Source organism: Lysobacter sp. Root494, from assembly GCF_001427225.1.
GTDB lineage: Bacteria > Pseudomonadota > Gammaproteobacteria > Xanthomonadales > Xanthomonadaceae > Agrilutibacter.
On record NZ_LMFH01000006.1, the window covers coordinates 83,636 to 107,454 of the forward strand.

The 23,819-nt window shown below is 64.6% G+C and carries 24 protein-coding genes; 5 read left to right on the forward strand and 19 right to left on the reverse strand.

Translation table 11 applies throughout. From position 1 onward, the window contains the following. The first annotated feature begins 144 nt into the window (after positions 1 to 144). Both ASD14_RS09680 and ASD14_RS09685 read left to right on the forward strand, forming a co-directional pair. Positions 145 to 474 carry a ComEA family DNA-binding protein gene (locus tag ASD14_RS09680; protein WP_056132644.1) on the forward strand — a complete coding sequence of 110 codons (330 nt, stop codon included), beginning with the start codon at positions 145 to 147 and terminating at the stop codon, positions 472 to 474. 178 nt (positions 475 to 652) lie between these two features. After that, on the forward strand, positions 653 to 1,270 hold the full coding sequence (locus tag ASD14_RS09685) for a HutD family protein (protein ID WP_056132647.1): 618 nt from the start codon (positions 653 to 655) through the stop codon (positions 1,268 to 1,270). A gap of 38 nt (positions 1,271 to 1,308) precedes the next feature. Here the strand turns inward: ASD14_RS09685 and ASD14_RS09690 are convergent, their stop codons facing one another. From ASD14_RS09690 to ASD14_RS09745, 12 genes are all read right to left on the reverse strand, one after another. Continuing rightward, positions 1,309 to 1,977 carry a PepSY-associated TM helix domain-containing protein gene (locus ASD14_RS09690; RefSeq protein ID WP_056132650.1) on the reverse strand — a complete coding sequence of 223 codons (669 nt, stop codon included), beginning with the start codon at positions 1,975 to 1,977 and terminating at the stop codon, positions 1,309 to 1,311. A 31-nt stretch (positions 1,978 to 2,008) separates the two neighbouring features. Continuing rightward, on the reverse strand, positions 2,009 to 2,695 hold the full coding sequence (locus ASD14_RS09695) for a Fe2+-dependent dioxygenase (protein ID WP_056132653.1): 687 nt from the start codon (positions 2,693 to 2,695) through the stop codon (positions 2,009 to 2,011). Between the two features lie 61 nt (positions 2,696 to 2,756). Continuing rightward, a complete protein-coding gene (locus tag ASD14_RS09700; RefSeq protein ID WP_056132656.1) occupies positions 2,757 to 5,108 on the reverse strand; it encodes a TonB-dependent receptor in 2,352 nt (783 codons plus the stop codon). A 134-nt stretch (positions 5,109 to 5,242) separates the two neighbouring features. Further along, the gene (locus tag ASD14_RS09705; RefSeq protein ID WP_056132658.1) at positions 5,243 to 5,566 is read right to left on the reverse strand and encodes a non-heme iron oxygenase ferredoxin subunit; all 324 of its coding nucleotides are present in this window, start codon (positions 5,564 to 5,566) and stop codon (positions 5,243 to 5,245) included. A 27-nt stretch (positions 5,567 to 5,593) separates the two neighbouring features. After that, positions 5,594 to 6,142 (reverse strand): GNAT family N-acetyltransferase, encoded by a 549-nt coding sequence (locus ASD14_RS09710; protein ID WP_056132661.1) that lies wholly within the window; start codon positions 6,140 to 6,142, stop codon positions 5,594 to 5,596. Continuing rightward, positions 6,139 to 6,396 carry a hypothetical protein gene (locus tag ASD14_RS09715; RefSeq protein ID WP_056132664.1) on the reverse strand — a complete coding sequence of 86 codons (258 nt, stop codon included), beginning with the start codon at positions 6,394 to 6,396 and terminating at the stop codon, positions 6,139 to 6,141. The genes ASD14_RS09710 and ASD14_RS09715 overlap by 4 nt, the downstream gene beginning before the upstream one ends. Before the next feature lie 115 nt (positions 6,397 to 6,511). Beyond that, complete coding sequence (locus tag ASD14_RS09720; RefSeq protein WP_056132667.1) at positions 6,512 to 7,747, reverse strand: cysteine desulfurase; 1,236 nt, start codon at positions 7,745 to 7,747, stop codon at positions 6,512 to 6,514. Beyond that, positions 7,744 to 9,054, reverse strand: coding sequence for a Fe-S cluster assembly protein SufD (sufD, locus tag ASD14_RS09725; protein WP_056132670.1), 1,311 nt, complete (start codon positions 9,052 to 9,054; stop codon positions 7,744 to 7,746). The genes ASD14_RS09720 and sufD overlap by 4 nt, the downstream gene beginning before the upstream one ends. Then, on the reverse strand, positions 9,055 to 9,819 hold the full coding sequence (gene sufC / locus ASD14_RS09730; protein WP_056132671.1) for a Fe-S cluster assembly ATPase SufC: 765 nt from the start codon (positions 9,817 to 9,819) through the stop codon (positions 9,055 to 9,057). It lies immediately after the preceding gene. 39 nt (positions 9,820 to 9,858) lie between these two features. Continuing rightward, a complete protein-coding gene (locus ASD14_RS09735; protein WP_056132674.1) occupies positions 9,859 to 10,257 on the reverse strand; it encodes a lysozyme inhibitor LprI family protein in 399 nt (132 codons plus the stop codon). After that, entirely contained in the window at positions 10,254 to 11,750 is a 1,497-nt protein-coding gene (gene sufB / locus ASD14_RS09740; protein ID WP_056132678.1) for a Fe-S cluster assembly protein SufB, read from the reverse strand. Before sufB ends, ASD14_RS09735 begins: the two co-directional genes overlap by 4 nt. A 69-nt stretch (positions 11,751 to 11,819) precedes the next feature. After that, positions 11,820 to 12,299, reverse strand: coding sequence for an SUF system Fe-S cluster assembly regulator (locus ASD14_RS09745; protein WP_056132682.1), 480 nt, complete (start codon positions 12,297 to 12,299; stop codon positions 11,820 to 11,822). A 522-nt stretch (positions 12,300 to 12,821) separates the two neighbouring features. Here ASD14_RS09745 and ASD14_RS09750 point away from each other — a divergent pair. Together ASD14_RS09750 and ASD14_RS09755 are read left to right on the forward strand one after the other, a co-directional pair. Further along, entirely contained in the window at positions 12,822 to 13,337 is a 516-nt protein-coding gene (locus ASD14_RS09750; RefSeq protein WP_056132685.1) for an SET domain-containing protein-lysine N-methyltransferase, read from the forward strand. 442 nt (positions 13,338 to 13,779) lie between these two features. Beyond that, a complete protein-coding gene (locus ASD14_RS09755) occupies positions 13,780 to 16,056 on the forward strand; it encodes a DUF5916 domain-containing protein (RefSeq protein WP_056132689.1) in 2,277 nt (758 codons plus the stop codon). A gap of 60 nt (positions 16,057 to 16,116) precedes the next feature. Here ASD14_RS09755 and ASD14_RS09760 read toward each other — a convergent pair whose 3' ends face one another. The 7 genes from ASD14_RS09760 to fusA all read right to left on the reverse strand — a co-directional run bounded on the left by ASD14_RS09760 (position 16,117) and on the right by fusA (position 22,525). After that, positions 16,117 to 16,584 (reverse strand): putative toxin-antitoxin system toxin component, PIN family, encoded by a 468-nt coding sequence (locus ASD14_RS09760; RefSeq protein ID WP_056132693.1) that lies wholly within the window; start codon positions 16,582 to 16,584, stop codon positions 16,117 to 16,119. Between the two features lie 22 nt (positions 16,585 to 16,606). Further along, positions 16,607 to 17,350: a hypothetical protein gene (locus tag ASD14_RS09765; RefSeq protein WP_056132696.1), complete on the reverse strand. Its 744-nt coding sequence runs from the start codon at positions 17,348 to 17,350 to the stop codon at positions 16,607 to 16,609. Continuing rightward, the gene (locus tag ASD14_RS09770; RefSeq protein ID WP_056132699.1) at positions 17,347 to 17,991 is read right to left on the reverse strand and encodes a hypothetical protein; all 645 of its coding nucleotides are present in this window, start codon (positions 17,989 to 17,991) and stop codon (positions 17,347 to 17,349) included. The genes ASD14_RS09765 and ASD14_RS09770 overlap by 4 nt, the downstream gene beginning before the upstream one ends. A gap of 32 nt (positions 17,992 to 18,023) precedes the next feature. Continuing rightward, positions 18,024 to 18,608 (reverse strand): DUF1439 domain-containing protein, encoded by a 585-nt coding sequence (locus ASD14_RS09775; protein WP_056132702.1) that lies wholly within the window; start codon positions 18,606 to 18,608, stop codon positions 18,024 to 18,026. Positions 18,609 to 18,687: 79 nt separating this feature from the next. Further along, positions 18,688 to 19,104: a hypothetical protein gene (locus ASD14_RS09780; protein ID WP_056132704.1), complete on the reverse strand. Its 417-nt coding sequence runs from the start codon at positions 19,102 to 19,104 to the stop codon at positions 18,688 to 18,690. Between the two features lie 130 nt (positions 19,105 to 19,234). After that, entirely contained in the window at positions 19,235 to 19,876 is a 642-nt protein-coding gene (locus ASD14_RS09785) for a LysE family translocator (RefSeq protein WP_056132706.1), read from the reverse strand. Between the two features lie 600 nt (positions 19,877 to 20,476). Then, positions 20,477 to 22,525: an elongation factor G gene (fusA, locus tag ASD14_RS09790; protein WP_056132710.1), complete on the reverse strand. Its 2,049-nt coding sequence runs from the start codon at positions 22,523 to 22,525 to the stop codon at positions 20,477 to 20,479. Positions 22,526 to 23,368: 843 nt separating this feature from the next. Between fusA and ASD14_RS09795 the strand changes: the two genes are divergently transcribed. After that, on the forward strand, positions 23,369 to 23,806 hold the full coding sequence (locus ASD14_RS09795; protein WP_056132714.1) for an OsmC family protein: 438 nt from the start codon (positions 23,369 to 23,371) through the stop codon (positions 23,804 to 23,806). Positions 23,807 to 23,819: the final 13 nt, after the last annotated feature.

Consider the following 23,819-nt stretch of genomic DNA (forward strand, 5'->3'; position numbering starts at 1 on the left):
TTCCTACCTCGGAAGCGGGCTTTTCCCGGCCAGGGACAAGGATTGCGCCGATGGGTTGCTCTGGGTGGGCCGTGGAGACTGTCCTCACCGGCCGCTGACGCCGGATCGAACCGGAACATCCCATCACGCAAGGAGAGCAATGCCATGAACAAGTTCGTCACCCTGCTGCAGACCCTCGTTCTCTCGCTGCTGTTCGCCGGCAGCGCCTTCGCCGCCGACAAGGTCAACATCAACACCGCCGATGCCGCCACCATCGATCGCGTGCTGCTCAACATCGGCCCGAGCAAGGCGGAAGCGATCGTCGCGTACCGCAAGGCCAATGGCGCGTTCAAGAGCGCCGAACAGCTGACCCTGGTCAAGGGCGTTGGCCTCAAGACGGTCGAGAAGAACCGCGATCGCATCGTCGTCGCCGGCGGCGCACCGGCCGCGCCACGCAAGCCGGCCGCCACCGTTCGTCCGGCTGCCAAACGCTGAGCCATTGCATGGATCAGGGCTGGATGCCCGAGGACAACAGACGCAGTCTGGACATGGATGTGCCGCCCGGCCCACGAAGGATTCGTGGCCGGGCGGATCTTTTCTTGCGTGCTTCACGTCCGCGTCGACATCAAGGCGGCGTGTCCGCCGCTTGCAGGTACCCCCGTTAAACTTGGGCATGGCCGACGTACAGACCAGCTGCTCCTGGGTGATTCCCGCCAACGAATACCGCCGCGAACGCTGGCGCAACCAGCTCGGCTGGACGCGGGAGATCTACCGGTCACCGGAGGAGGGCGAGTGGAGCTGGCGCCTGTCGATCGCCGAGATCGAACGCGATTCCGCGTTCTCTTCCTTCCCCGGTATCGATCGCGAGCTCGTGCTGCTGTCGGGCAACGGGCTTCGCCTGCGTTTCGATGAGGGCGAAGTGCACGAACTGGAACCGCCGCACGGCAAGTTGCGGTTTGCCGGTGAGCGCGCGGTGACCGGCGAACTCGTGGATGGCCCGACGCACGACTTCAACCTGATGTGGCGGCGCGATGAGGTACAGGCCGACCTGTGGCATCGGCCGCTGGTGGGTCCGATGGTGATCTTCGTCGAGCCAGGTTCGACCTGGGCGGTGCACCTGCTTGCGGGGCACGCGCGTTTTGCGGACGACTCGGGGCTTCCTGGACTGGAAACTGCGGACACCGCAATCCTGCAGGCCGGTGCGACACGCCTACGCCATGTCATCGAAGGTGGTGGCGAGCTGCTGCTGGTACGCGTGACTCCCGCCGGCGCGCAGAACGTCGACGATTAGTTCGGTTCTGGATCGAACATAACTACTAGACCCGGTCGTCAGAACAACGCCGGTCCGAGCACGATCACCAGCACGACGATCGACACGCCCATCACGCTGACGACCATCTGCTTCGCAGTGCGCCCGCGCACCCACATCCAGATGCCCGAGATGCCCAGCAGCAACATGCCGATGGCGAAGCTGTCGGCCAGCAACAACCAGCTCCAGCCGCCGCCCACGCCCTTGTGCAGGCGGTTGAAGGCCGCCATCGTCGTGTGCGAATTACGCTTGAGTTCCGCCTTGTCCTGCCCCGGCGTGTATTCGAGCGCCCACGAATCGCTGGCCGTGCCACCGCTCAGGCTCCATTTCGGCGCCGCCTTGCCTTCCTTGCCTTCGCGCGGCGCCTCGCGTCCGCCACCGGGCGGACCCTTGCGGATCACTTGCGCATCCAGGCCCTGCGTCTTGCGCAGCCACAGCGAGAGCTCCTCGGGGGTGACGCGAGCCTCCATGGGAATCTGCAGCGTCGCGCGTCCAGCTTCCTGTGTGTCGCCCTGCGGCCATGCGCCTTCGCCGAAGCGGTGGTTCATCACCAGGCCCGTGAACCCGTAAATGATCGTCGCAAGCGCACCCCATGCACCGATCCACAAGTGCAACTGACGGATCCAGCGATAAGTGGTGTTGCTGCGACGGCGGGCAGTTGCGGAGGCGCTGAGGGTCGTGGCGTTCATGCTTCGATTGGGTTCGGAAAGTAGTGCGGACTCAGGGCTCGGCCCAGCGACGCAGGAGGTTGTGGTAGACGCCGGTGAGCTGCACCAGCGCGGGATGCTCGGGTACATCCTGGGTGAGTCGGCGAATCGACACATCCAGTTCGAACATCAGCCGTCGCTGCGCGTCCTCGCGCAACATGCTCTGGATCCAGAAGAAGCTCGCCAGGCGCTCGCCACGCGTAACGGGCGTGACCCTGTGCAGGCTGGTTCCCGGATAGAGCACCATGTCGCCGGCCGCAAGCTTCACCTGCTGGGTGCCGTAGGTGTCTTCGATCACCAGTTCGCCGCCGTCGTACTCTTCGGGCGCGCTGAGGAACAGCGTTGCGGAGACATCCGTGCGAATCGGCTCGGCGCCGCCGCGCGAGCGGTCGTAGCGAACCGCGTTGTCGACATGGAAGCCGAACGACTGCCCGCCGCCGTAGCGATTGAACAGCGGCGGATAGATCCGTTGCGGCAACGCCGCGGAAAAGAACGTCGAGTTGCGCGACAGCGCCTGCAGGACGAGGGCACTGAGTTCGTGCGCGATCGGGCCGTCTTCCGGCAACTGCGAATTATCCTTCGCCTGGGCCGACTGGTATCCAGCTGTGATGCGGCCGTCGGCCCAATCCGCCTGGGCAAGACGCGCACGGCAGTGCGCGACCTGCTCGGCGGTGAGGACTTGCGGGACGTGCAGCAGCATCGAGTTGCTTCCCCTTTTATGCCTGCCGCGTAAGAACGGGGCGGCTCCAGTGAGTTTCCGATTAGAACCTGTAAGCCGCGGTCAGTACCACCGAACGTGCATCGCCCGGCGTGGCCCAGCCGTTGTTGCGGACGCGGACGTAGTAGTCCTTGTCGAACAGGTTGCTGGCGTTGAGCTGCAGGCTGAGGCTGTCGTTGACCTTGTAGCCGACCATCGCGCGGTGCGTGGTGTAACCCTTGATCGCTCCTGCATTCGCACCCGACGTGCTGTACCACTCATAGCCGCCCTGGTACGTCACGCCGTAACCGAAGGTCCAGCGATCCAGGTCGTAGGTGGTCCACAGGCTGCCAGAACGTTCCGGCGTGCCGCTGATCGCCCGGCCCGCGAATGGGTCCGGATTGGCCGCAGTGTTGCCGCAAGCCGTGCTCGGATTGTCGATGCAGAAGTCGGAGACACCCTGCAGCACTTCGCTATCGAGCCAGGTCACGTTCGCAAATACCGACCAGGTGTCGGTGATGTGCCCTGCAGCGCCCACGCTGATGCCGTCGACGCGCGCTTCGCCATCCAGCTGCTGCTCGCCGAGCGGATTGTCGGGATTGCCCGGATCCGAAACTCGGTAGTTCTGGCGATCGTTGCGGAATGCCGCCGCCGTCAGCGACAGGCGGTTGTCCAGGACGTCCCACTTCGTTCCGAGCTCGATGTTGATCGCCGTCTCGGGATCGACATTGCAGTTTGCCGTACCGGTGGTGCTCGAAAGCGTGCAGCTGCCGTTGACCGATGCCTTCGACGGCGTCTTGCTGTTCGAATACGACAGATAGACGGATCCATTCGATGCCGGCTTGAACACCAGGCCCGCACGGTACGAGAACAGGTCATCGCTGTTCTTCGCCGCCGGCGGAATCGCCAGCACGGCGCCGATGTTGGTGTTATCCGGATTCGGATTCGTCGCCGTGGGAGCGGTGTAGGTCTTGATGTTCCACACGACGCTGTCGCCTTCGTTGTGCTCGAAGCGAGCACCGAGGTTCAGCATCCAGCGGTCGCCGAACTTCAGCGTGTCGAAGACGTAGGCGGCCTGGTTGTCGAGTGTGCCTTCGGTGCGACCGGTCAGCGTCGGATTGATCTGGCCGGTGTAAACATGGTCCGGATTGCTGATGGACGTGGTCGGCAGGACGAAGACTGTGCCGTCCGGATTCCGGAACAGGGCGGAAGACGTCAGGTCGAAGCTTTCATGCGAGAACGACACGCCGGCCACGAGGGCATGCTCGACAGCACCCGTGTGGAACACGGTGGTGAAGTCGGTCTGGCTGATCGCGATGGCGTTGCTGGTATCGCGCTGATGACCACGCGGACCGCCGCTCGGAGTGAAGGTGTCCGGTACCGTGCACGGCTGGCCGTTCGCCGGGTTGACGCCGCTCGCGAGGCACCAGGTTCCCTGCGGGGCATCGACGACGCTGAGCTGGTCGACCTTCTGGAAGCGAGCGAGGCTGCGCAGCGTCGAGGCATCGCCGATGTCCTTTTCGAATACGCCGGTCAGCATGTCGACATCGATTTCCTGCTTGTCGATGTTGCTGTAGCCGTAATAGTTTTCCCGATCGGCACCCGGAAGCAGGCCACCGAACGCGCTGTAGTACGGCACGCCGTATTGCGGGGTGTTGTCGTCGCTCTGGTGGAGATAGCTGAGCGTGAAGCGGGTATCGGTGCCGATGCCGAACGCGATCGATGGCGCAATGCCCCAGCGCTCGAATTCCTCCACGTCGCGGCCCGGGACGTCGTTGCGATGCGCCATCGCATTGAAGCGCACGGCGGTCCCGTTATCGAGGTCCTGGTTGGTGTCGATCGCAATGCGGCCGTAGCTGTCGGTGCCAGCACTGCCCTGTAGCAGCGTGAAGTCGCCGCTGCGCGCACGCTTGCTCACGAGGTTGATGTTGCCGCCGACCGAACCGGCGCCGGAATAGACCGAGTTCGCTCCGTTGATGAGTTCGACCGCGTCGACGTTGAAGGTATCAGTGCGGCTGTATTGCGCGCTGTCGCGCACGCCGTCGGTCGTGATGTCGGTACTGGCGTTGAAGCCGCGCAGGGTGATGCTGTCGCCATAACCGCCGCCGCCTTCGCCTGCACCGAAGGTGATGCCGGGCAGCGTGGTGAGCACATCGCGCAGCGACAGCAGGTTCTGTTCCGACATGACCTTCTGGGTCACCACCGTGATCGTCTGTGGCGTGTCGACCAGGGCCTCGGTGTACTTGACCGAGTTGGGCATGGTGACCCGCTGACCCTGTACTTCGACTTCGTCCAGATCGCGTGCGGAGCGGGCGCCTGCGTCATCGGCCGGAACTTCAGCGAGCGCATTGAAGCTGAGGGCGAACGAAAGGGCGGCCGCGAGCGGCCTCACGGCGGGGGACTGACGGATGGACATGACTTCCTGGGCACTTTGCGCGGCGTCTTGCCGCTTCGCAGCTCATGTTAATGAGACCGATTCGCATTTGCAAGAAGGCGGGCCGGGGGTGCCGCACAGACTTCATCGACTGCTTTCAAGAAATACCGTCGGGATCACCCGCGGTCGTCGCGCGTCCACACGCCGGTTTCGTCGACCTTGACCGGGAACTTCACCACCGGCTCGTAGGCGGGTGCGCACAGCGGACGGCCGTCGCGCACATCGAACTTCGCGCCATGCAGCGCGCACTCGATCGTGGCTTCGTCGGCATCGAAGTGTCCCGCGGAGAGTTCGAAGTCCTCGTGCGAGCACTTGTCTTCCATCGCATAGAAGTCGCCGTCGTAGTTCACGATGAGGATCGGCGTGTCGCCGTCCCAGGCCACCGTGGATTCGCCCGGCAGCAGTTGCGATGTGGCGCAGACGAATACCCAATCACCCATGGTCGATCCGGTCCTTGATGCAGGAGTTCAGAGGGCCTTTTCCAACACTTCGAAGCGCAGGTCGTCGCGCTTGGGCACGCCGAAGCGCTCGTCGCCATACGGAAACGGCTTCTTGCTGCCAGTGCGGCGGTAACCACGGCGTTCGTAGAACGCGATGAGTTCGTCGCGTATGTCGATCACGGTCATGCGCATGGTCGGGGCCTTCCATTCTTCGCGCACGATGCGTTCGGCTTCGTTGAGAACGGCCTTGCCGATGCCGGCGCCCTGCAGGTTAGGGCGCACGGAAAACATGCCGAAGTAACCCGCGCCGTCTTCCATCGCGACGTGGGCGCAGGCCAGCAGCTCCGGCGTGCCATCGGCCGCAGTGCGCTCTGCGATCACGATGCGGCTCTGCGGCCGCGCGATGCAGGCCTCGATGTCGTCGACGCCGGTGCGGCGGCCGTCCAGCATGTCGGCCTCGGTGGTCCAGCCCTGTTTGCTCGCGTCGCCGCGATAGGCGGATTCGACCAGCGCAACGAGCGCAGGCGTGTCGGCGTGGGTGGCAACGCGGAATGTCATCGTGGATTCGGTGGTCATGCGAAGAGACGGGAAAAGTAGGGGAACAGCATCAGTACGAGCAGCAGGCAGACCAGCGGGATCGCGATCAGCAGGATGAAGCGAATCGCCTTGCCGGCGCGGCCCTGGATCGCTTCGGCGCGATCGTTGATGCGTTCGATGCGCTCCAGCTGGCGCTGGTACAGCTGCATGTGCTCGCGTTGCAGCACGATGGCTTCACGCTGATTGTCGCGGATGTCACGCAGGAGTGCGACGAGATCGGGATTGTCAGCCATGTCGGTGCCCGTGGTGTGTCTCGGCAAGCGTAACGCAGCGCCCCGGAACCACGAAGGGCAGGTGCAGGTCGGCAGCGCCAGGATATGGCGAACGCGGCTCCGGCCCGGGGTTGCCCTACGCGAGCAGCTTCCGGACCTTGCGCAGCGCCACCACGAACGCATCGACTTCCTCATGCGTGTTGTAGAACGCGAACGAGGCGCGGCACGTTGCCGGAACGCCGAAGTGGTGCATCAGGGGGTGCGCGCAGTGGTGGCCGGAACGGATCGCGACGCCCTCCAGGTCGAGCAGGGTGGCGAGATCGTGCGCGTGCGCGCCTTCGACCAGGAAACTGACTACCGCGGCCTTCTCCGCGGCACGGCCGAAAATGCGCAGCCCTTCAACCTTGTCCAGCTCCTCGGTCGCATGGCGAAGCAGTTCCTGTTCCCGCGCCCCGGCATTCATCATGCCCAACGCGGACAGGTAATCCACCGATGCACCCAGGCCGACGAAGCCGGCGATATTCGGCGTTCCTGCTTCGAACTTGTGCGGCGCCTCGTTGTACACGGTCCCCTCGAAGCGCACTTCCTTGATCATCTCGCCACCGCCGATGAAAGGCGGCATCGCGGCGAGGTGCTCGCGACGTGCCCACAATGCGCCGGTGCCGGTGGGGCCGCACATCTTGTGGCCGGTGAACGCATAGAAATCACAGCCGATCGAGGTGATGTCGACGGAGCGATGCGGTGCGGCCTGCGATCCGTCGATCACGGTCACGATCCCGCGGCGGCGTGCTTCGCGGCAGATCTCGCGCACGGGGTTCACCGTGCCCAGCACGTTGGAAACGTGCGTGAGCGAGAGCAGCTTCACTTCCGGCGTGAGCAGCGCGAACAAGGCCTCGGTGTCGAGTTCGCCGTTGTCGTTGATCTCGGCAACCTTGATCTTCGCGCCGGTGCGCTCGGCGACCAGCTGCCATGGCACGATGTTGGCGTGGTGCTCCATGCGCGTGAGCACGATCGAATCGCCCGGTTGCAGGCGTGGCAGCGCCCACGAATACGCGACCAGATTCAGCGCGAAGGTGGTGCCGCTGCCCAGCACGAGTTCGTCGGCGCGGACGTTGAAGAACGTCGCCAGCTTGCGGCGCGCGCCTTCGTACGCATCGGTCGCCTCGGTGCCGAGCGTGTGCACGGCGCGGCTGACGTTCGCGTTGTGGCGACGATAGAAGTCGTCGACGGCATCGATCACGCTCGCCGGCTTCTGCCCGGTGTTGGCGGAGTCGAGGTAGATCAGAGGCTTGCCGTGGACTTCGCGCGTGAGCAGCGGGAAGTCTGCGCGCACGCGGGTCCAGTCGATCGTGTTCTCGCGCGCGGCATTCATGCGGCAGGCTCCAGGCGGGACAGCGCGGCATCGAGCTTCGCCAGCAACAGCTCGCGCAATGGGGCGTCTTCGATCACGTTGACGGTTTCGCGGCAGAACGCGGCTGTGAGAAGGGCGCGCGCCTGTTCCTCCGGAATGCCGCGGCTGCGCAGGTAGAACATCGCGGTCGGGTCAAGTTGTCCGACGGCGGCGCCGTGCGCGGCCTGCACTTCGTCCGCGTGGATCTCGAGTACGGGCTGTGTGTCGATTTCAGCACCGGCGGAGAGCAGCAGGTTCTTGTTCGATAGGGAAGCGAAGCTGCCGTCGGCGCCTTCACGAATCGTGATGCCGCCGTGGAACGCAGCCTTCGACCGGCCCGCGCCAAGCCCGCGCCACAGCAGCTCGCAACGCGTGTCGCGCGCGACATGGTCGATGCCCAGGCGGGTGTCGAGATGGCGCTTGCCATCGGCGAGCAGCACGCCGTTGGCGATCACCTGCGCGCCTTCGCCCTGCAGCGAGACATTGAGTTCGTGGCGTGACAGTGCGCCGCCGAGTTCGAGGTCGAGCCGCAGGTAGGTCGCGCTGCGCGCAAGCACGGCATCGGTGCGGGTGACGAGCGAGGCGCCCGCGGCTTCGTCCTGCACTCGCACATGGGTGAGGCGCGCGCGCGCGGCCAGGTGCACGTGGGTGAGGCTGTTGGCGAAGTGGCTGTTGGCGCCGCTGGCGAGATTGTGCTCGACCACGGCCAGTTCGGCGTCGCCGCGCAGCTCGATGAAATGGCGCGGATGCGAGGCGAGGTCGCGTTCGGCCGGCGCGCCGACGAACACGAGGTGGATCGGTTGCGTCGAACTCGCGCCGGCTTCCGCGCGCAACACCACGCCTTCTTCGGCGAGGGCGGCGTTGAGGCGGGCGAAGACTTCATCGGCGCGGTCGAAACGGCGCGCGAGGAAGTTCACCTCGCGCTCGTCGCCTTGTTCGCTTGCCTGCGACAGTGCCTGCGAGAGCGGCTGCAGCGACACGCCGGTCGGTAGCCCATGCAAGGTGCTGTGCGAAGCGTCGAAGCGGCCGTTGACGAAGACCAGGCGTGGCCCGGGGATGCCGGCGATGCAGGCGCCGTCGAACGCGGCGGGTTGTTCAGAAGCAGGAGCAAAAGCGCGGCGCTCGAACGCGCGCAGTGGCGTGTACTTCCAGCGCTCGCTACGCGGGCCGGGCAGGCCGTCCAGCAATGCGGCGGCAAGCGCCGCGCGACGCGAATCGCTCAAGCCCGCCGCATCGCGGCTGGGCAGGGCTTCGAAGGCCGAAGCAAAGGAGTCAAGCAGCGCGCTCATTCAGACCGACGCCCCCGGTGCCACGCGATCCTTGATCCAGGCATAGCCGTGTTCTTCAAGCCGCATCGCCAGCTCAGGGCCGCCGGTCTCGACGATGCGGCCATCGGCCAGCACGTGCACGACGTCCGGTCGGATGTAATCGAGCAGCCGCTGGTAGTGCGTCACAACCAGGAACGCGCGATCGGGCGAACGCAGCGAATTGACACCCTCGGCGACGTTCTTCAGCGCGTCGATGTCGAGGCCGCTGTCGGTCTCGTCAAGGATCGCGAGCTTGGGTTCGAGCAGGGCGAGCTGGAAGATCTCGTTGCGCTTCTTCTCGCCGCCGCTGAAGCCTTCGTTGACCGCGCGCTGCAGCAGGTCGTCTTTCAGGTGCAGCACGGCGAGCTTCTCGCGCACGCGCTTGAGGAACTGCATCGAGTCCAGTTCGCTTTCGCCACGCGCCTTGCGCTGTGCGTTGAGCGCGGCGCGCAGGAAGTAAGTGTTGTTCACGCCCGGGATCTCGACCGGGTACTGGAAGGCGAGGAAGACGCCGGTGGCGGCGCGTTCTTCCGGTTCCAGTGCGAGCAGGTCCTGGCCCTGGAACGTCACCGAGCCTTCGGTTACCTCGTAGCCTTCGCGGCCGGCGAGCACGTTGCCGAGCGTGGACTTGCCCGCGCCGTTGGGACCCATGATCGCGTGCACTTCGCCCGCGCGGACTTCGAGCGAGAGACCCTTGAGGATTTCCTTGCCGGCGACGCGGACGTGGAGGTTTTCGATTTTCAGCATGGAAGGGGTTCTTGTCGGTTGATTCGATCGTAGCGAGGCTCAGCGGCTGTTGTCTGGCAGCCAATGGGCTCGCAGATAACGGGTGCGCTCTCGGGTGAGTTCTGTCTTGGCGATTGCGTATTCCAACGGGTATATCGAGCCGTACTCGACCTGCGCGCTCTGGCCTGGTGCCAGCGGGAACCGGGCTTCCAGATCGGCATCACGCAACTGGATCCAGAGTCGTTGCGAGGCCTTCAGCTTCTTCAGGAAAAGTGCATCGCTTGCATGTTGTTTCAGTATCGCGTGGTAGATCTCGTTGAGCTCCGCATCCGCGGCACGGAATTCCTGCGCCGCGCAGGCATTCATTTCGCTCTGGGTGTTTTTGGAACCACAGTCCGGTGCCGCGACGACGGAGTTGCAGGTCAGCAGGAGCAGGGGCAGAAGATAGGTGAGCTTCATCCGACAGCGCCTTCCAGGCTCACTTCCAGCAACTTCTTCGCCTCCACCGCGAACTCCATCGGCAGCTCGCGGAACACGCTCTTGCAGAAGCCGTCGACGATCATCGACACCGCGTCCTCCTCGCTGATGCCGCGCGAACGGCAGTAGAACAGCTGGTCGTCGCTGATCTTCGATGTCGTTGCTTCGTGCTCCACCGTCGCGCTCGGATGCTTGACCTCGATGTACGGGAAGGTGTGCGCGCCGCACTTCTTGCCGATCAGCAGCGAGTCGCACTGGGTGTGGTTGCGCGCGCCTTCGGCGTTCTTCTCGACGCGCACCAGGCCGCGATAGGTGTTCTGGCCGCGGCCGGCGCTGATGCCCTTGCTGACGATCTTCGACTTCGTGCGCTTGCCGATGTGGATCATCTTGGTGCCGGTGTCGGCCTGCTGGCGGTGGTGCGTCAGCGCGACCGAATGGAATTCGCCGACCGAGTCGTCGCCCAGCAGCACGCACGACGGGTACTTCCAGGTGATCGCCGAACCGGTTTCAACCTGCGTCCACGAAATCTTCGAGCGCGCGCCACGGCACTCGCCGCGCTTGGTGACAAAGTTGTAGATGCCGCCGCGGCCTTCCTCGTCGCCGGGATACCAGTTCTGCACCGTCGAATACTTGATTTCCGCATCTTCCAGCGCGACCAGCTCGACCACCGCCGCATGCAGCTGGTTCTCGTCGCGCATCGGCGCCGTGCAGCCTTCGAGGTAGGAAACGTAGGCCTTCTCTTCGCACACGATCAGGGTGCGCTCGAACTGGCCGGTTTCGCTCGCGTTGATGCGGAAGTAGGTACTCAGTTCCATCGGGCAGCGCACGCCCTTCGGAATGAACACGAACGAGCCGTCGGAAAACACCGCCGAGTTGAGCGCGGCGAAGTAGTTGTCGCCGGTCGGTACGACACTGCCGAGGTACTGCTTCACCAGCTCGGGATATTCGCGGATCGCTTCGGACATCGAGCAGAAGATCACGCCCTTCTCGGCGAGTTCCTTGCGGAAGGTGGTGCCGACCGACACGGAATCGAACACCGCGTCCACCGCGACGCCGGCGAGCTTGGCGCGCTCATGCAGCGGAACGCCGAGCTTCTCGTACGTATCGAGCAGTTCCTGTGGGACCTCGTCGAGCGAGTTGTACTTCGGGCCCTTCGGCGCGGAGTAGTAACTGATTGCCTGGAAGTCGATCTCCGCGATCTGCAGCTTCGCCCAGTGCGGCGCGGTCATCGTCAGCCAGTGGCGATACGCAGCGAGACGCCACTGCGTCATCCATTCCGGCTCGTTCTTGCGCGCGGAGATCGCGCGGATCACGTCTTCGTCGAGGCCGGGCGGCAGCGATTCGGATTCGATCGCGGTGACGAAGCCGGCGCTGTACTTGCGGCCGAGCTGTTCGTGGATCTCGCGGTTGGCCACATCGCCGTTTTGCGCGGCGATGTTCGAAGTGGCCTGGTTTTCGGTGAGTTCGGTGGCCATGGGGCTGCCTACTGTGTGTTCGTTAGCTGCATGGTGGATTCCATGCATCTGGAGGGGGATCGAGCCCGCCTACGTGGTGGCGAGGTGCAGGTCGATGCGCTTCGCCGGGCTTGGTTCGGGAACGGGTTTTGCCGGTGGCGGCGCGAGCATCTGGGCGAGGGTGACGTTGCGCAGGGCCTCGATCACCACGTCGTTGATGCGGTTCCAGTTGGCGCGCACGCCGCAGGACTGTTCGATGCCGCAGTTGCCGGTGTGGACGGTGCACTCGGTCATGCCGAGCGGTCCCTCCAACGCCTCCACTATTTCGATCAACCCGATGGCTTCTGCCGGCCGCGCCAGCCGGTAGCCGCCGCTGGCGCCACGGGTCGCCGCAACCAATCCGGCCTGCGACAGCGGCTTGAGGACCTTGGCGACGGTGGGTGTTTCCAGTCCCGCCCGCTCGGCGAGTTCCGAAGCGCTCAGCACATCGACCTGCTCGCTGCCCTGGTGGGCGGCGAGGACAGTCATGACGACGGTGGCGTAGTCGGTGAGCTTGGCGACGCGGAGCATGGCTGCATGGCTGGCGGTTCAATTCGTACTGGAATTGTACGGATTAGGGTGGCCCGGGTCGAGCAGCAGGGTCGGAGAGGTCCCTGTGAGGGTCGCGAGGGTGCGACGCAGGGACGGACGGGCCGCGCGAGGGGCGCGGGTCGGGCGGAGGGTCGATTGAGTCCGGCCGAGCCTCGAATGGGGCGCGGCGAGCCTTGTGTGAGTTCAGGCGGAACGATTGGGTCGTGGCGCGGCTCGCGTAGGTCCGGCTGAGGGTCGAACGGGGTCTGGCGAGCCTCCCGTAAGTTCAACGGAGGGTCGAACGACTCGCGCCGAGGTTTAGAAGGCTCGCGAGCCCTGTCGGCGACGAGCATTGCGATCCATCAGGCGCATGCGATCCAACCGGCAGTCAGCCGCTGTTCTCATCGACGTCATGGCTTGGACGACGCCCCCTTCGTCGTCCACACCCTCTCCACGCGATGACGTCATCCTCGCTTATCAAGCACAATCGCTCCTTTCGCCATCCTCCAAGCCGGACCCTGCATGCCACGCAAGATCGCCACCCGTCGCTCCAATATCCATGGCAACGGCATGTTCGCCGTCGCACCGATCAAGAAGGGCGAGCGCCTGATCGAATACAAGGGCCGCCGCCGTACGCATGACGAAGTCGACGCCGGCGACAGCGGCGACGTGGACTCGGGTCACACTTTCCTGTTCACGCTCAACGACGAGTACGTGATCGACGCCAACTTCGAGGGCAACTCGGCGCGGTGGATCAACCACAGCTGCGAGCCCAACTGCGAGGCGGTGCTGGAAGAGGACGACGACGATGACCGTCGCAAGGACAAGGTCTTCATCGAGGCGATTCGCGGCATCAAGCCGGGCGAGGAACTGTCGTACAACTACGGCATCCGCCTGGAGGAAAAGCACACCAAGGAGCTGAAGAAGATCTGGGAATGCCGTTGCGGTTCGCCCAACTGCACCGGGACCATGCTTCAGCCAAAGAAAGACAAGTCCAAGAAAAAGGACAAGAAGAAAAAGAAGGGCAAGAAGAAGTAAGGGATGCGAGTCCCTTCTTGCCGAACGCCGGGCGTGCCCCGGCGTTTTTTTTGCGGATTGAAGGCACATTTTTGCGGAACTGTTGAGGTAGGGGCTGGGCGTGAGCGGCGGCGAAGTCGTGCAGGGCAGCGCACCATCGAACGGCAGCTGCGGAATTGCTTCTACCGCGCCAGCATCGCCCAGTTGGCCGCACTCTCATCCGGGCGCTTCGCCCTGCCGTCTCCCGAGGGAAGGCAAGGCACAACGCCACTTCACGCCATCTTCTCCCAAGCAAAAAGCGGCCGGCGCGCGCGATGCACGCCATAGGCAATTGGTTGGCATGACTTCCGCCATGCGGTAATCGCCACAGTCGGCAATACGCTGCGCGCCAACGCGGTCGATGAACGACTGCTGCCTGCGGCCGCGAACCGATGCGGCCGCGCCACCCGCTTCCGGATCTTCCATGCGTGCAACGCTGACCATCGCCCTCCTGGCCGCGCTCGCGGTGCCTTCTGCTGCGGCCGCCGTAGAAGTCGATGGCCGCATCGATTCCGCCGAATGGCAGGGCGCGCAACACATTACCGATTTCCGGCTCACCCAACCGCTATCGCGCGCGCCGGCGCCGCAGCCGACCGAAGCCTGGATCCTTGCCACCGAAGATGGCCTGGCGATCGCATTCCGCAACCAGCAGGCACCGGGCATCCCGCGCACGCGCCAGCAGGCACAGCGCGATCAGGGCGCCCAGGCGGATCGTGTGAATCTCTACGTCGACTTCGATGGCGACGGCCGCTCCGGCTACAACTTCACCGTGCTGCTCTCCAACAGCATCATCGATACGACGATTACCAACGAGAACCAGTTCAATACCGACTGGGACGGCGACTGGCGCCACGCCACGAGCGAAGACGAGGCAGGCTGGTCTGCCGAAATGCTGATCCCGTGGCACGTCGCACCGATGCGCGATGTCAAGGACGGCACGCGCACGCTCGGCATCCAGCTCGACCGGGTGATCGGCGCCACTGGCGAACGTGCCTCGTGGCCGGCGATCAGTTTCCAGGAATCGCGTTTCCTCACCGCGCTCAACAAGGTGGAGGTGCCCGCGTTCAGCCAGTCGCTGCTGGCGATCACGCCGTACACGTCGGTCGTGTACGACAACGTCGCCAACAAGGCCGACTTCGACGCGGGTGCCGACATCTTCTGGAAGCCGAACGGACGCTTCCAACTCAGCGCGACGCTCAACCCCGACTTCGGCCAGGTCGAGAGCGACCAGCTGGTGGTCAACTTCAGCGCGACGGAAACCTTCTTCAACGACAAGCGTCCGTTCTTCACCGAGAATCAGGGCTACTTCGACGTGCCGTTCGGTTCGCTCAACAACCGCAACAAACTGATCTACACCCGCCGCGTCGGCGCGAATGCCGACGACGGCAGCGGCGCGGGCGACGTGACCGCCGCGATGAAGCTCAACGGCAGCATGGGCCCGCTCAATTACGGCGTGTTCGCCGCGACCGAAGCCGACGAAGCCGGCCGCGACTTCTATGCGGTGCGAACCTCGCGCGACGGCGACAAGCAGGGCATGGGTGCGATGGTGACGCGCGTGCAGCGGCCGTGCTTCACCCAGGACGCGGACGGCTGCATCGAACGCGACGCGAACGTGTACGAAGTCGACCATCGCTGGACGCCGAATCCGTCGTGGTCGATCCGCACCACGCTGGTGGGTTCGGACGTTTCGCAGGACGGCGATGGCGGCAGCGATACCGGCGGCCAGGTGCGCATCGACTGGGACATGGGCGAGGGCTGGCGCCAGCAGCTCTACATGCTGCACCTCGGCGGCAACCTGCAGCTCAACGACTTCGGTTACCTGGAACGCAACAACTACAACTACGCGCGCTACGACCTCGGACGCCGCTTCACCAACCAGGCGGAGGCGTCGAAGTACAACGCCGCCGACTGGCATTGGGCAGTGTCCAGGCGCGTCAACGACAACGGAGTGCACATCGCCGATGCCGCGGCGATGAACCGTGCCGGGCAGCTGCGCGATGGCGGCAACGATTTCTTCGAAGTGGCGACCTGGACGGCGGGCAAGGACGACCTGATCCTGCGCGGCAACGGCATCGTCGACGTGCCCACGAAGTATTTCCTCTTCTACGAACGCAACCGTCCGCGCCAGGGCGACAGTCCGTGGGAGTTCTACGGCAACGTGCGCTGGGCATCGGAAGGGCTGGAGACGCCAGCGCGCAGTTCGTTGCAGATCGACCTGGAGCCGACCTATCACGTTAACGATCGCCTGCGTTTCTTCACCGCGTGGTTCTTCGAGCGCAACAGCGACTGGATACTCTGGCGCGGCGACAACCTGCTCGGCAGCTACAACGAGGACATGATCCTGCTCAACGCCGGCAGCGTGTTCCTGATCAGCGACAAGCAGGAACTGCGCGTGCGGCTGGAAGCGATCGGCCTGGATGCGAAGGCCCGCAAGGCATGGCGCGTGGCGGCCAGTGGCGAGCCAGTGGAGTCGGCGGAAGAGATTCCGGACGTGGGCCTGCGCAACCTTGGCTTCCAGATCCGCTATCGCTACGAGCTGGCGCCGCTTTCCTATCTGTACGTCGCCTACGTGCGCGGCGGTTCGTTCTACGAGGAAGACATCCTTGGCCGTTACCACGCGCGCGAGCAGTTCCAGGATGCGTTCTCGCTGCGCGACAGCGAACAGTTGCTGGTGAAGCTGTCGTATCGGTTCGAGTTGTAGCGTTTCGCAGGATGGATTGAGCCAAAGGCGAACGCCATCGACGCGGGACCACATCGCGTTTCAGCGCGTGCTCAACCCGTCCTGCGGCTGCGAGCACCATTCCGACGGCGTAAGGATCGCGAACAATCCGTTACGCCTCGTGCGTTTCGCCAGCGCAAGCAGGTGGTCGTCGCGCGTGAGCAGCCAGCGTGCCTGCACGCTCGCGGCGAGTTCGAGGAATTTCTGGTCATCGGGATCGCGGCAACGCGGTAGCGCCGGGAGGCCGGCTCCATCCACGAACTGCGAAGAACCATGCCGGATCGTGTCATCGAAGCGTGCAGTGGCGGCTTCCCGCATAGCCTCATCCAGCCCCAGTTCCGGATACCGCAGCACCCGCAGCCATTCGCCGCGGCACGCATCATCGGTCGCCGCGACCACCTCGCCCGCGTGCAGTGCGTCGCGCAATCGCGCGCAGCGTGGATCGTCGAACACGAACAGGTCCAGGCACACGTTCGTGTCGAGCACGATGCGGTGGACGTCCGAGCGCATGCGCTGGTCCGCTGATGCGAGGTCAGAGATCGTCTTCGCCCGGGAACGAGATCGACAGCTCGCGAACGGCGACATTCCGCCCCTGTTCCGGGTAACGCGGATCGGCGCTGGAGAAGGTGCCTTCGCCCACGGGATAGGCATCCGCGGCGGCCTCGTGTTCGATGTCCTTCGGACCGAGTTTCCAGCTGCGCATGACCGCGTCGTTGCCGGGTGGTGTGAGAGCGCCGTCGTGCAGGTCGGTCACCGTGCCGCCGTAATCCCAGCCGAGCCCGGTGTAGTCGATCGGGTGACCGTTGCGCTGCACCAGTTCCGCGAGCGTCATGCCCATCGCAATGCCGTCGTCGAGACGCCAGTGCGTGTCCGGCTCGAAGACGCGCACCAGGCTCAGCCCGCGCAACGCCTGCTCATCCTGGAAATACAGGTACGCGCGCCGCGTGCTGTCACCGGGGAAGAGGATCACGCCGTTAAAAGTCTCGCCCTCGGCGCCGGGGACGTCGCCGACTTTCACCTGCGTGTCGCCGAAACGCTTGCGCAGCGTTTCGACGGTGGCATCCGGCGCGAAGTCGCCGGGGAGCACGTACTCCGTGCTTCGTCCGGCAGGCGTGCCGGTCGTTGGCGATGGTGCGTCCGGCGCCGCGCGCGCCACGGATGCTGGCTTGGCAGGCGTCGCTGCTTCAGGCGAACCGGGCGGCTGCGAACACGCGGCGAGCAGGCACGCGCAGGCGAACGCCACGATGCCTGGCTTCGCCGTGGAGCCGGCTGTCATGGGACCACTTCGCCGAGATCGGCTGAGGCGATCCGCCATTGCCGTTGTTCCGGCGTGGCGCCATCGACCACAGCCCGACGCAGGACGTACTTGCCGGCAAAGCGATGCTGGCTGCCATCGCGATGCGTGGCGGTGAGCGCGACGGGTACTTCGATGTAGCGCGAGCCCGCGGCCGCATCCACATTGCCCGGAGCCTGCATTTCGATGGAAACGCCGGTGGTATCGGCGAAGCCGGCGGCGAACTGCTGGGGCGATTTCCCGCTCGAGCGGCCGCTGTCGGACCACAGCGTGTACGCGCGATCGAAATCGCCGCTGTTGATCGCCTCGTAGTAGTTGCGGATGACGGTCACAGCGTCTTCCGGCGTGGGCTCGGAAGCGGTGGCATCCTGCGCCGGAGCGTCGGGCAGCAACGGGTTGCCGCTTTCGTCGACCGGCACTTCGGGCGCTTCGGCCACAGGCGGGCCGACGGGACCCGGCCCCGGCCGATCCGGCATGCCGGTCACGCCCCCCGATGTGCCTGCCGGTGCGGGGAGTTGTTCGGTGGCTTTATCGCCTGTTGCGGCGTTCTGGTGCTTCCTGTCCCCGCACGCCGTGACGAGCAGCGTGCAGAGCAGCAGGGCAACGATGGAGTGGTTGCGCATGTCGTATTCGTTCGAAGCGTGTCCGGTGGAGGTCAGTTGTCACCCAGGTGCACGACGACCTGCCCATTCTCGATATCGGTGCGGCCAATGCGGCGCGAGCCGAGGCGATCGAGCAGGCTGTTGTCGAAGCGGTACACCGGTTCGTCGCGCGCGTAGTCGGCGAGCCAGGTGTTGATGAGGCCCCGCGCGGAGCTGTTCATCATGCCGCCTAGCGCGGGCACGTCGACCTGTTCGATCGTCGGATCCTGCAGATGCAAGCCGCGCGTGCCCGTATCGAAGCGCAATGCGCTGGTCAAAGCGAAGTGTCCGCTGGGCCGGCTGCTGTCGCTGCCGAGTGCGCCCAGGCCGACGTCGAAGTCGAGGCGCAAACGATTGCTCCCCTGCGGAATCGACAGGCGCGGGTTCAACAGCGTCATCGACACGAGGCCGCCGAGCTTGTCGTAGTGTTTCGGGAAGTTGCGGTTGAGCGATTGCTGCAATTGCGGCGCCGTGAAATTGACCTGGTTGCCCAGTAACGCGGTCACGGCGTTGAGGGTGGAGCAGCCCGCCAGCGCGAGACCGGCAACCATGGCGGCGATGATCAGGAAATGGCGCCGGCTTTTTGCGTACAGGTTCATCGCATGCTCCCGTGAATGGATGGCAGGACGATACCCGCGCCGCTTTGCATCGCAAGTGAACCGGCGCGCGGATCGTGCCTCAGCGGCCCGCATGCGGATTGAGGTACGCGACCAGCACGCCCAGCAACACCATGCGCATGCTGTCGAAGGCCAGCTGCTTGCCCACGATCACGGCCGGCATCGCGGTCACCACCCAGTAGATCAGGAACTGCGGAATCACCGTAAGGAAGGCCACGGCGATGCCGAAACGGATGCCCTGCGACATCGTCGGTCGCGCCGCGATGCCCTGGCGATAGATCCATGTCATCGCGAAGCCGATGCAGATATCGGCAAGCAGCATCCACTGCATCATGGCGTTGGCTTCGTCCTGCGAACGCATCACCTTGCCGACGAGCGTGTTGTAGTCGTCGGCCAGCATCAGGCCATGTACCAGGAAGCCGAGCAGCATCGTGGCGATGGTCATGACCACGCCGGAAATCCAGAAGCGCTTGTCCATGAGTTCCCCCTTTGGGCTTGCGGTACGTTCGAAGAACGGGTCGCGATCCGTGTAGAACCGATGTCGTCGCATGCCGGGGGACTGGCGACTGGGCGATCGTAGCGCGGCGACGCCTGTTGCGACAGCTCTGTCAGCTGCGCTGTTGCAATGCGAGGCGCAGCCCAAGGCCGATGAAGAAGGTGCCGAGCAGGCGTTGGCGCCAATGTGCGAATCGGCTGTTGCCACGCAGGCGGTGACCGAAGCGACCGATCATCGTGCTCAACATTGCGCTATTGCTGAAACCGATGATCGACAGCAGTACGCCGAGCACCAGGAACTGCAGCCAGACCAGCCCGCGCTCGGGATGCACGAACTGCGGCAGGAAGGCAAGGAAAAACAGCGCCACCTTCGGATTGAGCACGCCAGTCACGACCGAGCGCCAGTACACGCCGCCGCTGTCGCGCACCGGCGCGGGATGCGGATCATCGGCGGTTGCATTGCCGCCACTGCGCCAGGCCTTGATGCCGAGCCACACCAGGTAAAACGCACCGGCGTACTTCAGGATTTCGAAGGCGAGTGCGGAAGTAGCGAGAACGGCGGACAGCCCGAAACCCGCTGCGAGCGCGTGGATCAGCGTCGCGGTTTCGAGCCCGAGTCCGGCGCGCAGGCCGCGTGCAGTTCCACCCGCGACTGTCTGCGCGATGATCCATGCGGTGCCGGGGCCGGGAATGATCACCAGCACCACGGCGGCAGCGAGATAGGCGAGCAGGGTAGGCGTGTCGAAGAGTTGCATGCCGCCATTATCGCGGCGATGGCGGCTCAGGGCATGGCGTCAGTCGCAATGCTGCGGACTGTCGATGGCTCGCAGTGCAGTCTCTAACCAACCGTTATTCCCGCGAAGGCGGGCATCTTTTCCACGGACGAATGTCCGTTCATCCAAGGACGTCAGCTGCTGCCGAAAGCGTGTAGTGCGGATGTAAAGGCCAGGTCCATGGATGACCAGCGCTTCGCGTTGTGGAAGAGCGCTTCCTGTCTTCGCGGGGTGACGAACTGGACGATGTTTATGCTTGCCCGCCTTACGCGCCGGCCGGCAGCAACCCCGTGCTGTAGGCGACGGCAACGAGCAATGCGATGGCCAGCATGCTCCGGGCTACTCGTTCGAGTCGGTCGTGGGACCGGGTCGGCTTACCTGCAGTCATGATCATTCCCCCTGTATTGCAGGGCGAATGAAACGCCTCCTCGGGAAGGCGGTCTGCGATGCGTATCACAGCGTGAAGATGGCGTTACGACGGATTTAAGATTGGTGTGCCACGTGCCGCGCCGATCCGCGCTTTTGCGCAGTCAGGTATGTGGAGGCGAAGGCGCACCGCCGCTGGTGCACCCTGCTGCCGCTTCAGTCTTCCTCGGTCCTGGGCTTGTAGGCGTCGATCAGCTTCTGCTGCACCTGGGGCGGCACCGGTTCGTAATGGCTGAAATCGAGCGAATAGCGCCCGCGACCTGCCGTCACCGACTTCAGTTCGGCGGCATATCCCTCCAGCTCCGACAGCGGCACCTGCGCGCGAACGATGATCTCGTTGCCGCGGGTCGAATCGGTGCCGTTGATGCGCGCACGTTTGCTCGCCAGGCCGCCGCTGATGTCGCCCATGTGTTGCTCGGGTGCGTTCACTTCGAGATCGACGATGGGTTCCAGCACCTGCGGCCGCGCCTTGCTGATCGCGTCGAGGAAGGCCTTCTTGCCCGCGGCGACGAACGCGACCTCCTTGCTGTCGACCGGATGGTGCTTGCCGTCATAGACGATCACGCGCACGTCCTGCATCGGATAGCCCGCGACCGCACCGCCATGGAGTACCTGGCGTACGCCTTTCTCCACCGCCGGCATGAACTGGCCGGGGATCGTGCCGCCCTTCACCTCGTCCACGAACTCGAAACCGCCACCGCGTGGCAGCGGTTCGATGCGCAGGAACACCTCGCCGAACTGGCCTGCGCCGCCAGTCTGTTTCTTGTGGCGATGGTGGCCTTCGGCCTTGCCGCTCACGGTTTCGCGATAGGCGATGCGAGGCGGACGCGACTTCACCTCCACGCCGTGCTTTTCCTTGAGCCGGTCAAGGTTCACGCGCAGGTGGAGGTCGGAGAGGCCACGGATCACGGTCTCGTTGGTTTCGGCCTCGTGCTCGACCGTGAAGCAGGGGTCTTCCTCCGCGAGCTTGTGCAGCGCGGTCGAGAGCTTCTGTTCCTGGCCCTTGTGCGCGGCCTCCACTGCTAGGCCAAACATCGGCTTCGGGAATTCCAGCGGCGCGAGATGGATCTGGTCTTCGTCATGGCTGTCGTGCAGCACCGCGTCGAAGTGCAGGTCGTCGACCTTGGCCACGGCGGCGATGTCGCCGGGCATGGCCACCTCGATCTCGATGTGGTCCTTGCCCTTGAGCTTGAAGAGGTGCCCGACCTTGAACGGTTTCTTGCCGTCGTCGACGAACAGCTGCGTGTCCTTCTTCACCGTGCCCTGGTAGACGCGGAATACGCCGAGCTTGCCCACGAAAGGATCGTTGACGATCTTGAAGACGTCGGCGATGACGTGCCGCTTCGGATCGGGCAGCGCTTCGATGGGTTCTGCGCCATTTGATCCGACTTTATGGAACGGCGGCGGGTTGGCTTCGGCCGGATTCGGGAAGAGTTTCTCGGCGACGTCGAGCAGTTCCTTCACGCCGACGCCGGTGCGCGCCGAAACGAACAACACGGGCACGAGATGCCCTTCGCGCAGGCATTGTTCGAAAGCATCGTGCAGTTCTTCGCCGGACAGTCCGCCTTCGCCGAGATCGAGGTAGTGCTCCATCACCGTTTCGTTGATCTCGACGACCTGGTCGATGATCTTCTGGTGCCAGTCGGCGACGGACCCCAGATCGCTGTCGCCGGTAGTGCTCCAGAAGCAGTCGACGACGGCCTTGCCGCCATCGGCGGGTAGATTCAGTGGCAGGCATTCGGGACCGAAGGTATCGCGCAGGTCCTGCAACACGCGCGCGGTGTCCGCGTCGGCGTGATCGATCTTGTTGATCACCAGTACGCGGCAGAGATTGCGCGCCCTGGCGTAATCCATCATGCGCCGCGTGCCGTATTCGACGCCGCTGTCCGCGTCCACGATGATCGCTGCGGTTTCGACCGCAGCCAACGCAGAGAGCGCGGGCCCGCGGAAATCGGGATAGCCGGGAGTGTCGATGAGGTTGACGTGGATGCCGCCGTGGTCCGTGGAGGCGATGCCGACGTCAATCGAATGACCGCGTTGTTTTTCTATCGCGTCGAAGTCGGAGACGGTACCTCCGCGTTCGACCGTGCCTGCTGTCTGGATCGCGCCGCCGGCGTGCAGCAGGGCTTCGAAAAGCGTCGTCTTGCCGGCGGCGGGGTGGCCTGCCAAGGCCACGTTGCGGATGTCCTGTGTGCTGTACGACATGAGGCCGTTTCTCCCGTGGTTGGGTGCGGGCAATGCCCAGAAAGGCCGTCATGGCTGTCCGCGTCGGAAGCGCTGCCATCCGAGCAGGTGCGCTCGGCGAGGGCGGTCATGGCGGGTACCGGCGGAAGCCGGGACGCAAACATCCCGCCGTTTGGGAGGCGGGTCAAGGGTTGGGATGTGAGGGACGCTTTGGTCGCTGCGAGAGCGGTGGCTGTGGCTGTGGTTCTTCGGGTCCCCGTGGCGCAGCGGTGGACGGGACGGATCAGGCCCGCAGGGCGCGCGGCATGGATGCCGCGCGTTTTTCGACACGACAGGGATGTCCTGTTGAAAAACCCCGGCCCGTCCACGGACCCGACGCGCAGCGTCGGGCGCGAAGCACCCGGCGTGCCTTCCCTTCTTTTTGGTTACTTTCTCTTCGGCAAGCAAGAGAAAGTGACCTGCACCGCAGGGGAAGCCCTTGCTTCGTACCTTGGCTCTTCCGCGGAGCAACGACAAGGGCAGGAGCTTTCGCCCTGCGGGGCGAGTCACTTTTCTTTGCTTGTCCAAAGAAAAGTAACCAAAAGAAAGGACACCCCGAAGCTCCGCGCCCTCCGCTTCGCTACGGGTCCGCAGGCGGGCCGGGACTTTTCGACACGACATCCCTGTCGTGTCGAAAAGCGCGCGACGTCCTGTCGCGCGCGCCTGCGGGGTCTGATCCGTCCCGCCTGCCGCTGTGCCACGGGGCCCGCAAGGTCAAAAGCTCAAAGAGCCACGCCGCAAGCAAAGATCCACGGCACAAGCACCGGCTCCACAAACCTAACGCCACCAGCGATACCCTGTGCGCCCCTCAGACGGAGCACGGACATGGCTTTCAAGCGTTACGCGGACGCGGTGTGGCAGGGCGACCTGCAGGCAGGCAAGGGCAGCATGAGCACGCCGCAGAGCGGCCTCTTTGCCGAACAGAACTACTCGTTCAAGACCCGCTTCGGCGACGAGAAGGGCACCAATCCGGAAGAGCTGCTCGCCGCGGCGCACGCAGGCTGCTTCTCGATGGCGCTGTCCGCGATCCTGGGCAAGTCCGGCTTCACGCCCGACAGGATCGAAACCCGCGCCGAAGCCACCATGGACCCGGGCATGGATCCGGGACCGACCATCACCGGCGTGAACCTGATCGTGAAGGCCAAGATCCCCAGCATCACCAATGAGGAGTTCCAGCAGATCGCCGAATCCGCCAAGGCCGGGTGCGTGATTTCGCGCTCGCTGTCGGTGCCGGTGACGCTGTCCGCGACACTGCAGGACTGAGCGGCGTCGTCCC

What these genes read in the sequence shown, in the direction of transcription:
- ASD14_RS09700 (WP_056132656.1), bottom strand. Translation starts at nt 5,108, where the DNA reads ATGTCCATCCGTCAGTCCCCCGCCGTGAGGCCGCTCGCGGCCGCCCTT.
- ASD14_RS09745 (WP_056132682.1), bottom strand. Translation starts at nt 12,299, where the DNA reads ATGCTCCGCGTCGCCAAGCTCACCGACTACGCCACCGTCGTCATGACT.
- ASD14_RS09775 (WP_056132702.1), bottom strand. Translation starts at nt 18,608, where the DNA reads ATGAACCTGTACGCAAAAAGCCGGCGCCATTTCCTGATCATCGCCGCC.
- ASD14_RS09760 (WP_056132693.1), bottom strand. Translation starts at nt 16,584, where the DNA reads ATGCGCTCGGACGTCCACCGCATCGTGCTCGACACGAACGTGTGCCTG.
- sufD (WP_056132670.1), bottom strand. Translation starts at nt 9,054, where the DNA reads ATGAGCGCGCTGCTTGACTCCTTTGCTTCGGCCTTCGAAGCCCTGCCC.
- sufC (WP_056132671.1), bottom strand. Translation starts at nt 9,819, where the DNA reads ATGCTGAAAATCGAAAACCTCCACGTCCGCGTCGCCGGCAAGGAAATC.
- ASD14_RS09685 (WP_056132647.1), top strand. Translation starts at nt 653, where the DNA reads ATGGCCGACGTACAGACCAGCTGCTCCTGGGTGATTCCCGCCAACGAA.
- ASD14_RS09785 (WP_056132706.1), bottom strand. Translation starts at nt 19,876, where the DNA reads ATGCAACTCTTCGACACGCCTACCCTGCTCGCCTATCTCGCTGCCGCC.
- ASD14_RS09765 (WP_056132696.1), bottom strand. Translation starts at nt 17,350, where the DNA reads ATGACAGCCGGCTCCACGGCGAAGCCAGGCATCGTGGCGTTCGCCTGC.
- ASD14_RS09715 (WP_056132664.1), bottom strand. Translation starts at nt 6,396, where the DNA reads ATGGCTGACAATCCCGATCTCGTCGCACTCCTGCGTGACATCCGCGAC.
- ASD14_RS09695 (WP_056132653.1), bottom strand. Translation starts at nt 2,695, where the DNA reads ATGCTGCTGCACGTCCCGCAAGTCCTCACCGCCGAGCAGGTCGCGCAC.
- sufB (WP_056132678.1), bottom strand. Translation starts at nt 11,750, where the DNA reads ATGGCCACCGAACTCACCGAAAACCAGGCCACTTCGAACATCGCCGCG.
- ASD14_RS09705 (WP_056132658.1), bottom strand. Translation starts at nt 5,566, where the DNA reads ATGGGTGATTGGGTATTCGTCTGCGCCACATCGCAACTGCTGCCGGGC.
- ASD14_RS09755 (WP_056132689.1), top strand. Translation starts at nt 13,780, where the DNA reads ATGCGTGCAACGCTGACCATCGCCCTCCTGGCCGCGCTCGCGGTGCCT.
- ASD14_RS09780 (WP_056132704.1), bottom strand. Translation starts at nt 19,104, where the DNA reads ATGGACAAGCGCTTCTGGATTTCCGGCGTGGTCATGACCATCGCCACG.
- ASD14_RS09720 (WP_056132667.1), bottom strand. Translation starts at nt 7,747, where the DNA reads ATGAATGCCGCGCGCGAGAACACGATCGACTGGACCCGCGTGCGCGCA.
- ASD14_RS09690 (WP_056132650.1), bottom strand. Translation starts at nt 1,977, where the DNA reads ATGAACGCCACGACCCTCAGCGCCTCCGCAACTGCCCGCCGTCGCAGC.
- ASD14_RS09735 (WP_056132674.1), bottom strand. Translation starts at nt 10,257, where the DNA reads ATGAAGCTCACCTATCTTCTGCCCCTGCTCCTGCTGACCTGCAACTCC.
- ASD14_RS09680 (WP_056132644.1), top strand. Translation starts at nt 145, where the DNA reads ATGAACAAGTTCGTCACCCTGCTGCAGACCCTCGTTCTCTCGCTGCTG.
- fusA (WP_056132710.1), bottom strand. Translation starts at nt 22,525, where the DNA reads ATGTCGTACAGCACACAGGACATCCGCAACGTGGCCTTGGCAGGCCAC.
- ASD14_RS09750 (WP_056132685.1), top strand. Translation starts at nt 12,822, where the DNA reads ATGCCACGCAAGATCGCCACCCGTCGCTCCAATATCCATGGCAACGGC.
- ASD14_RS09795 (WP_056132714.1), top strand. Translation starts at nt 23,369, where the DNA reads ATGGCTTTCAAGCGTTACGCGGACGCGGTGTGGCAGGGCGACCTGCAG.
- ASD14_RS09770 (WP_056132699.1), bottom strand. Translation starts at nt 17,991, where the DNA reads ATGCGCAACCACTCCATCGTTGCCCTGCTGCTCTGCACGCTGCTCGTC.
- ASD14_RS09710 (WP_056132661.1), bottom strand. Translation starts at nt 6,142, where the DNA reads ATGACCACCGAATCCACGATGACATTCCGCGTTGCCACCCACGCCGAC.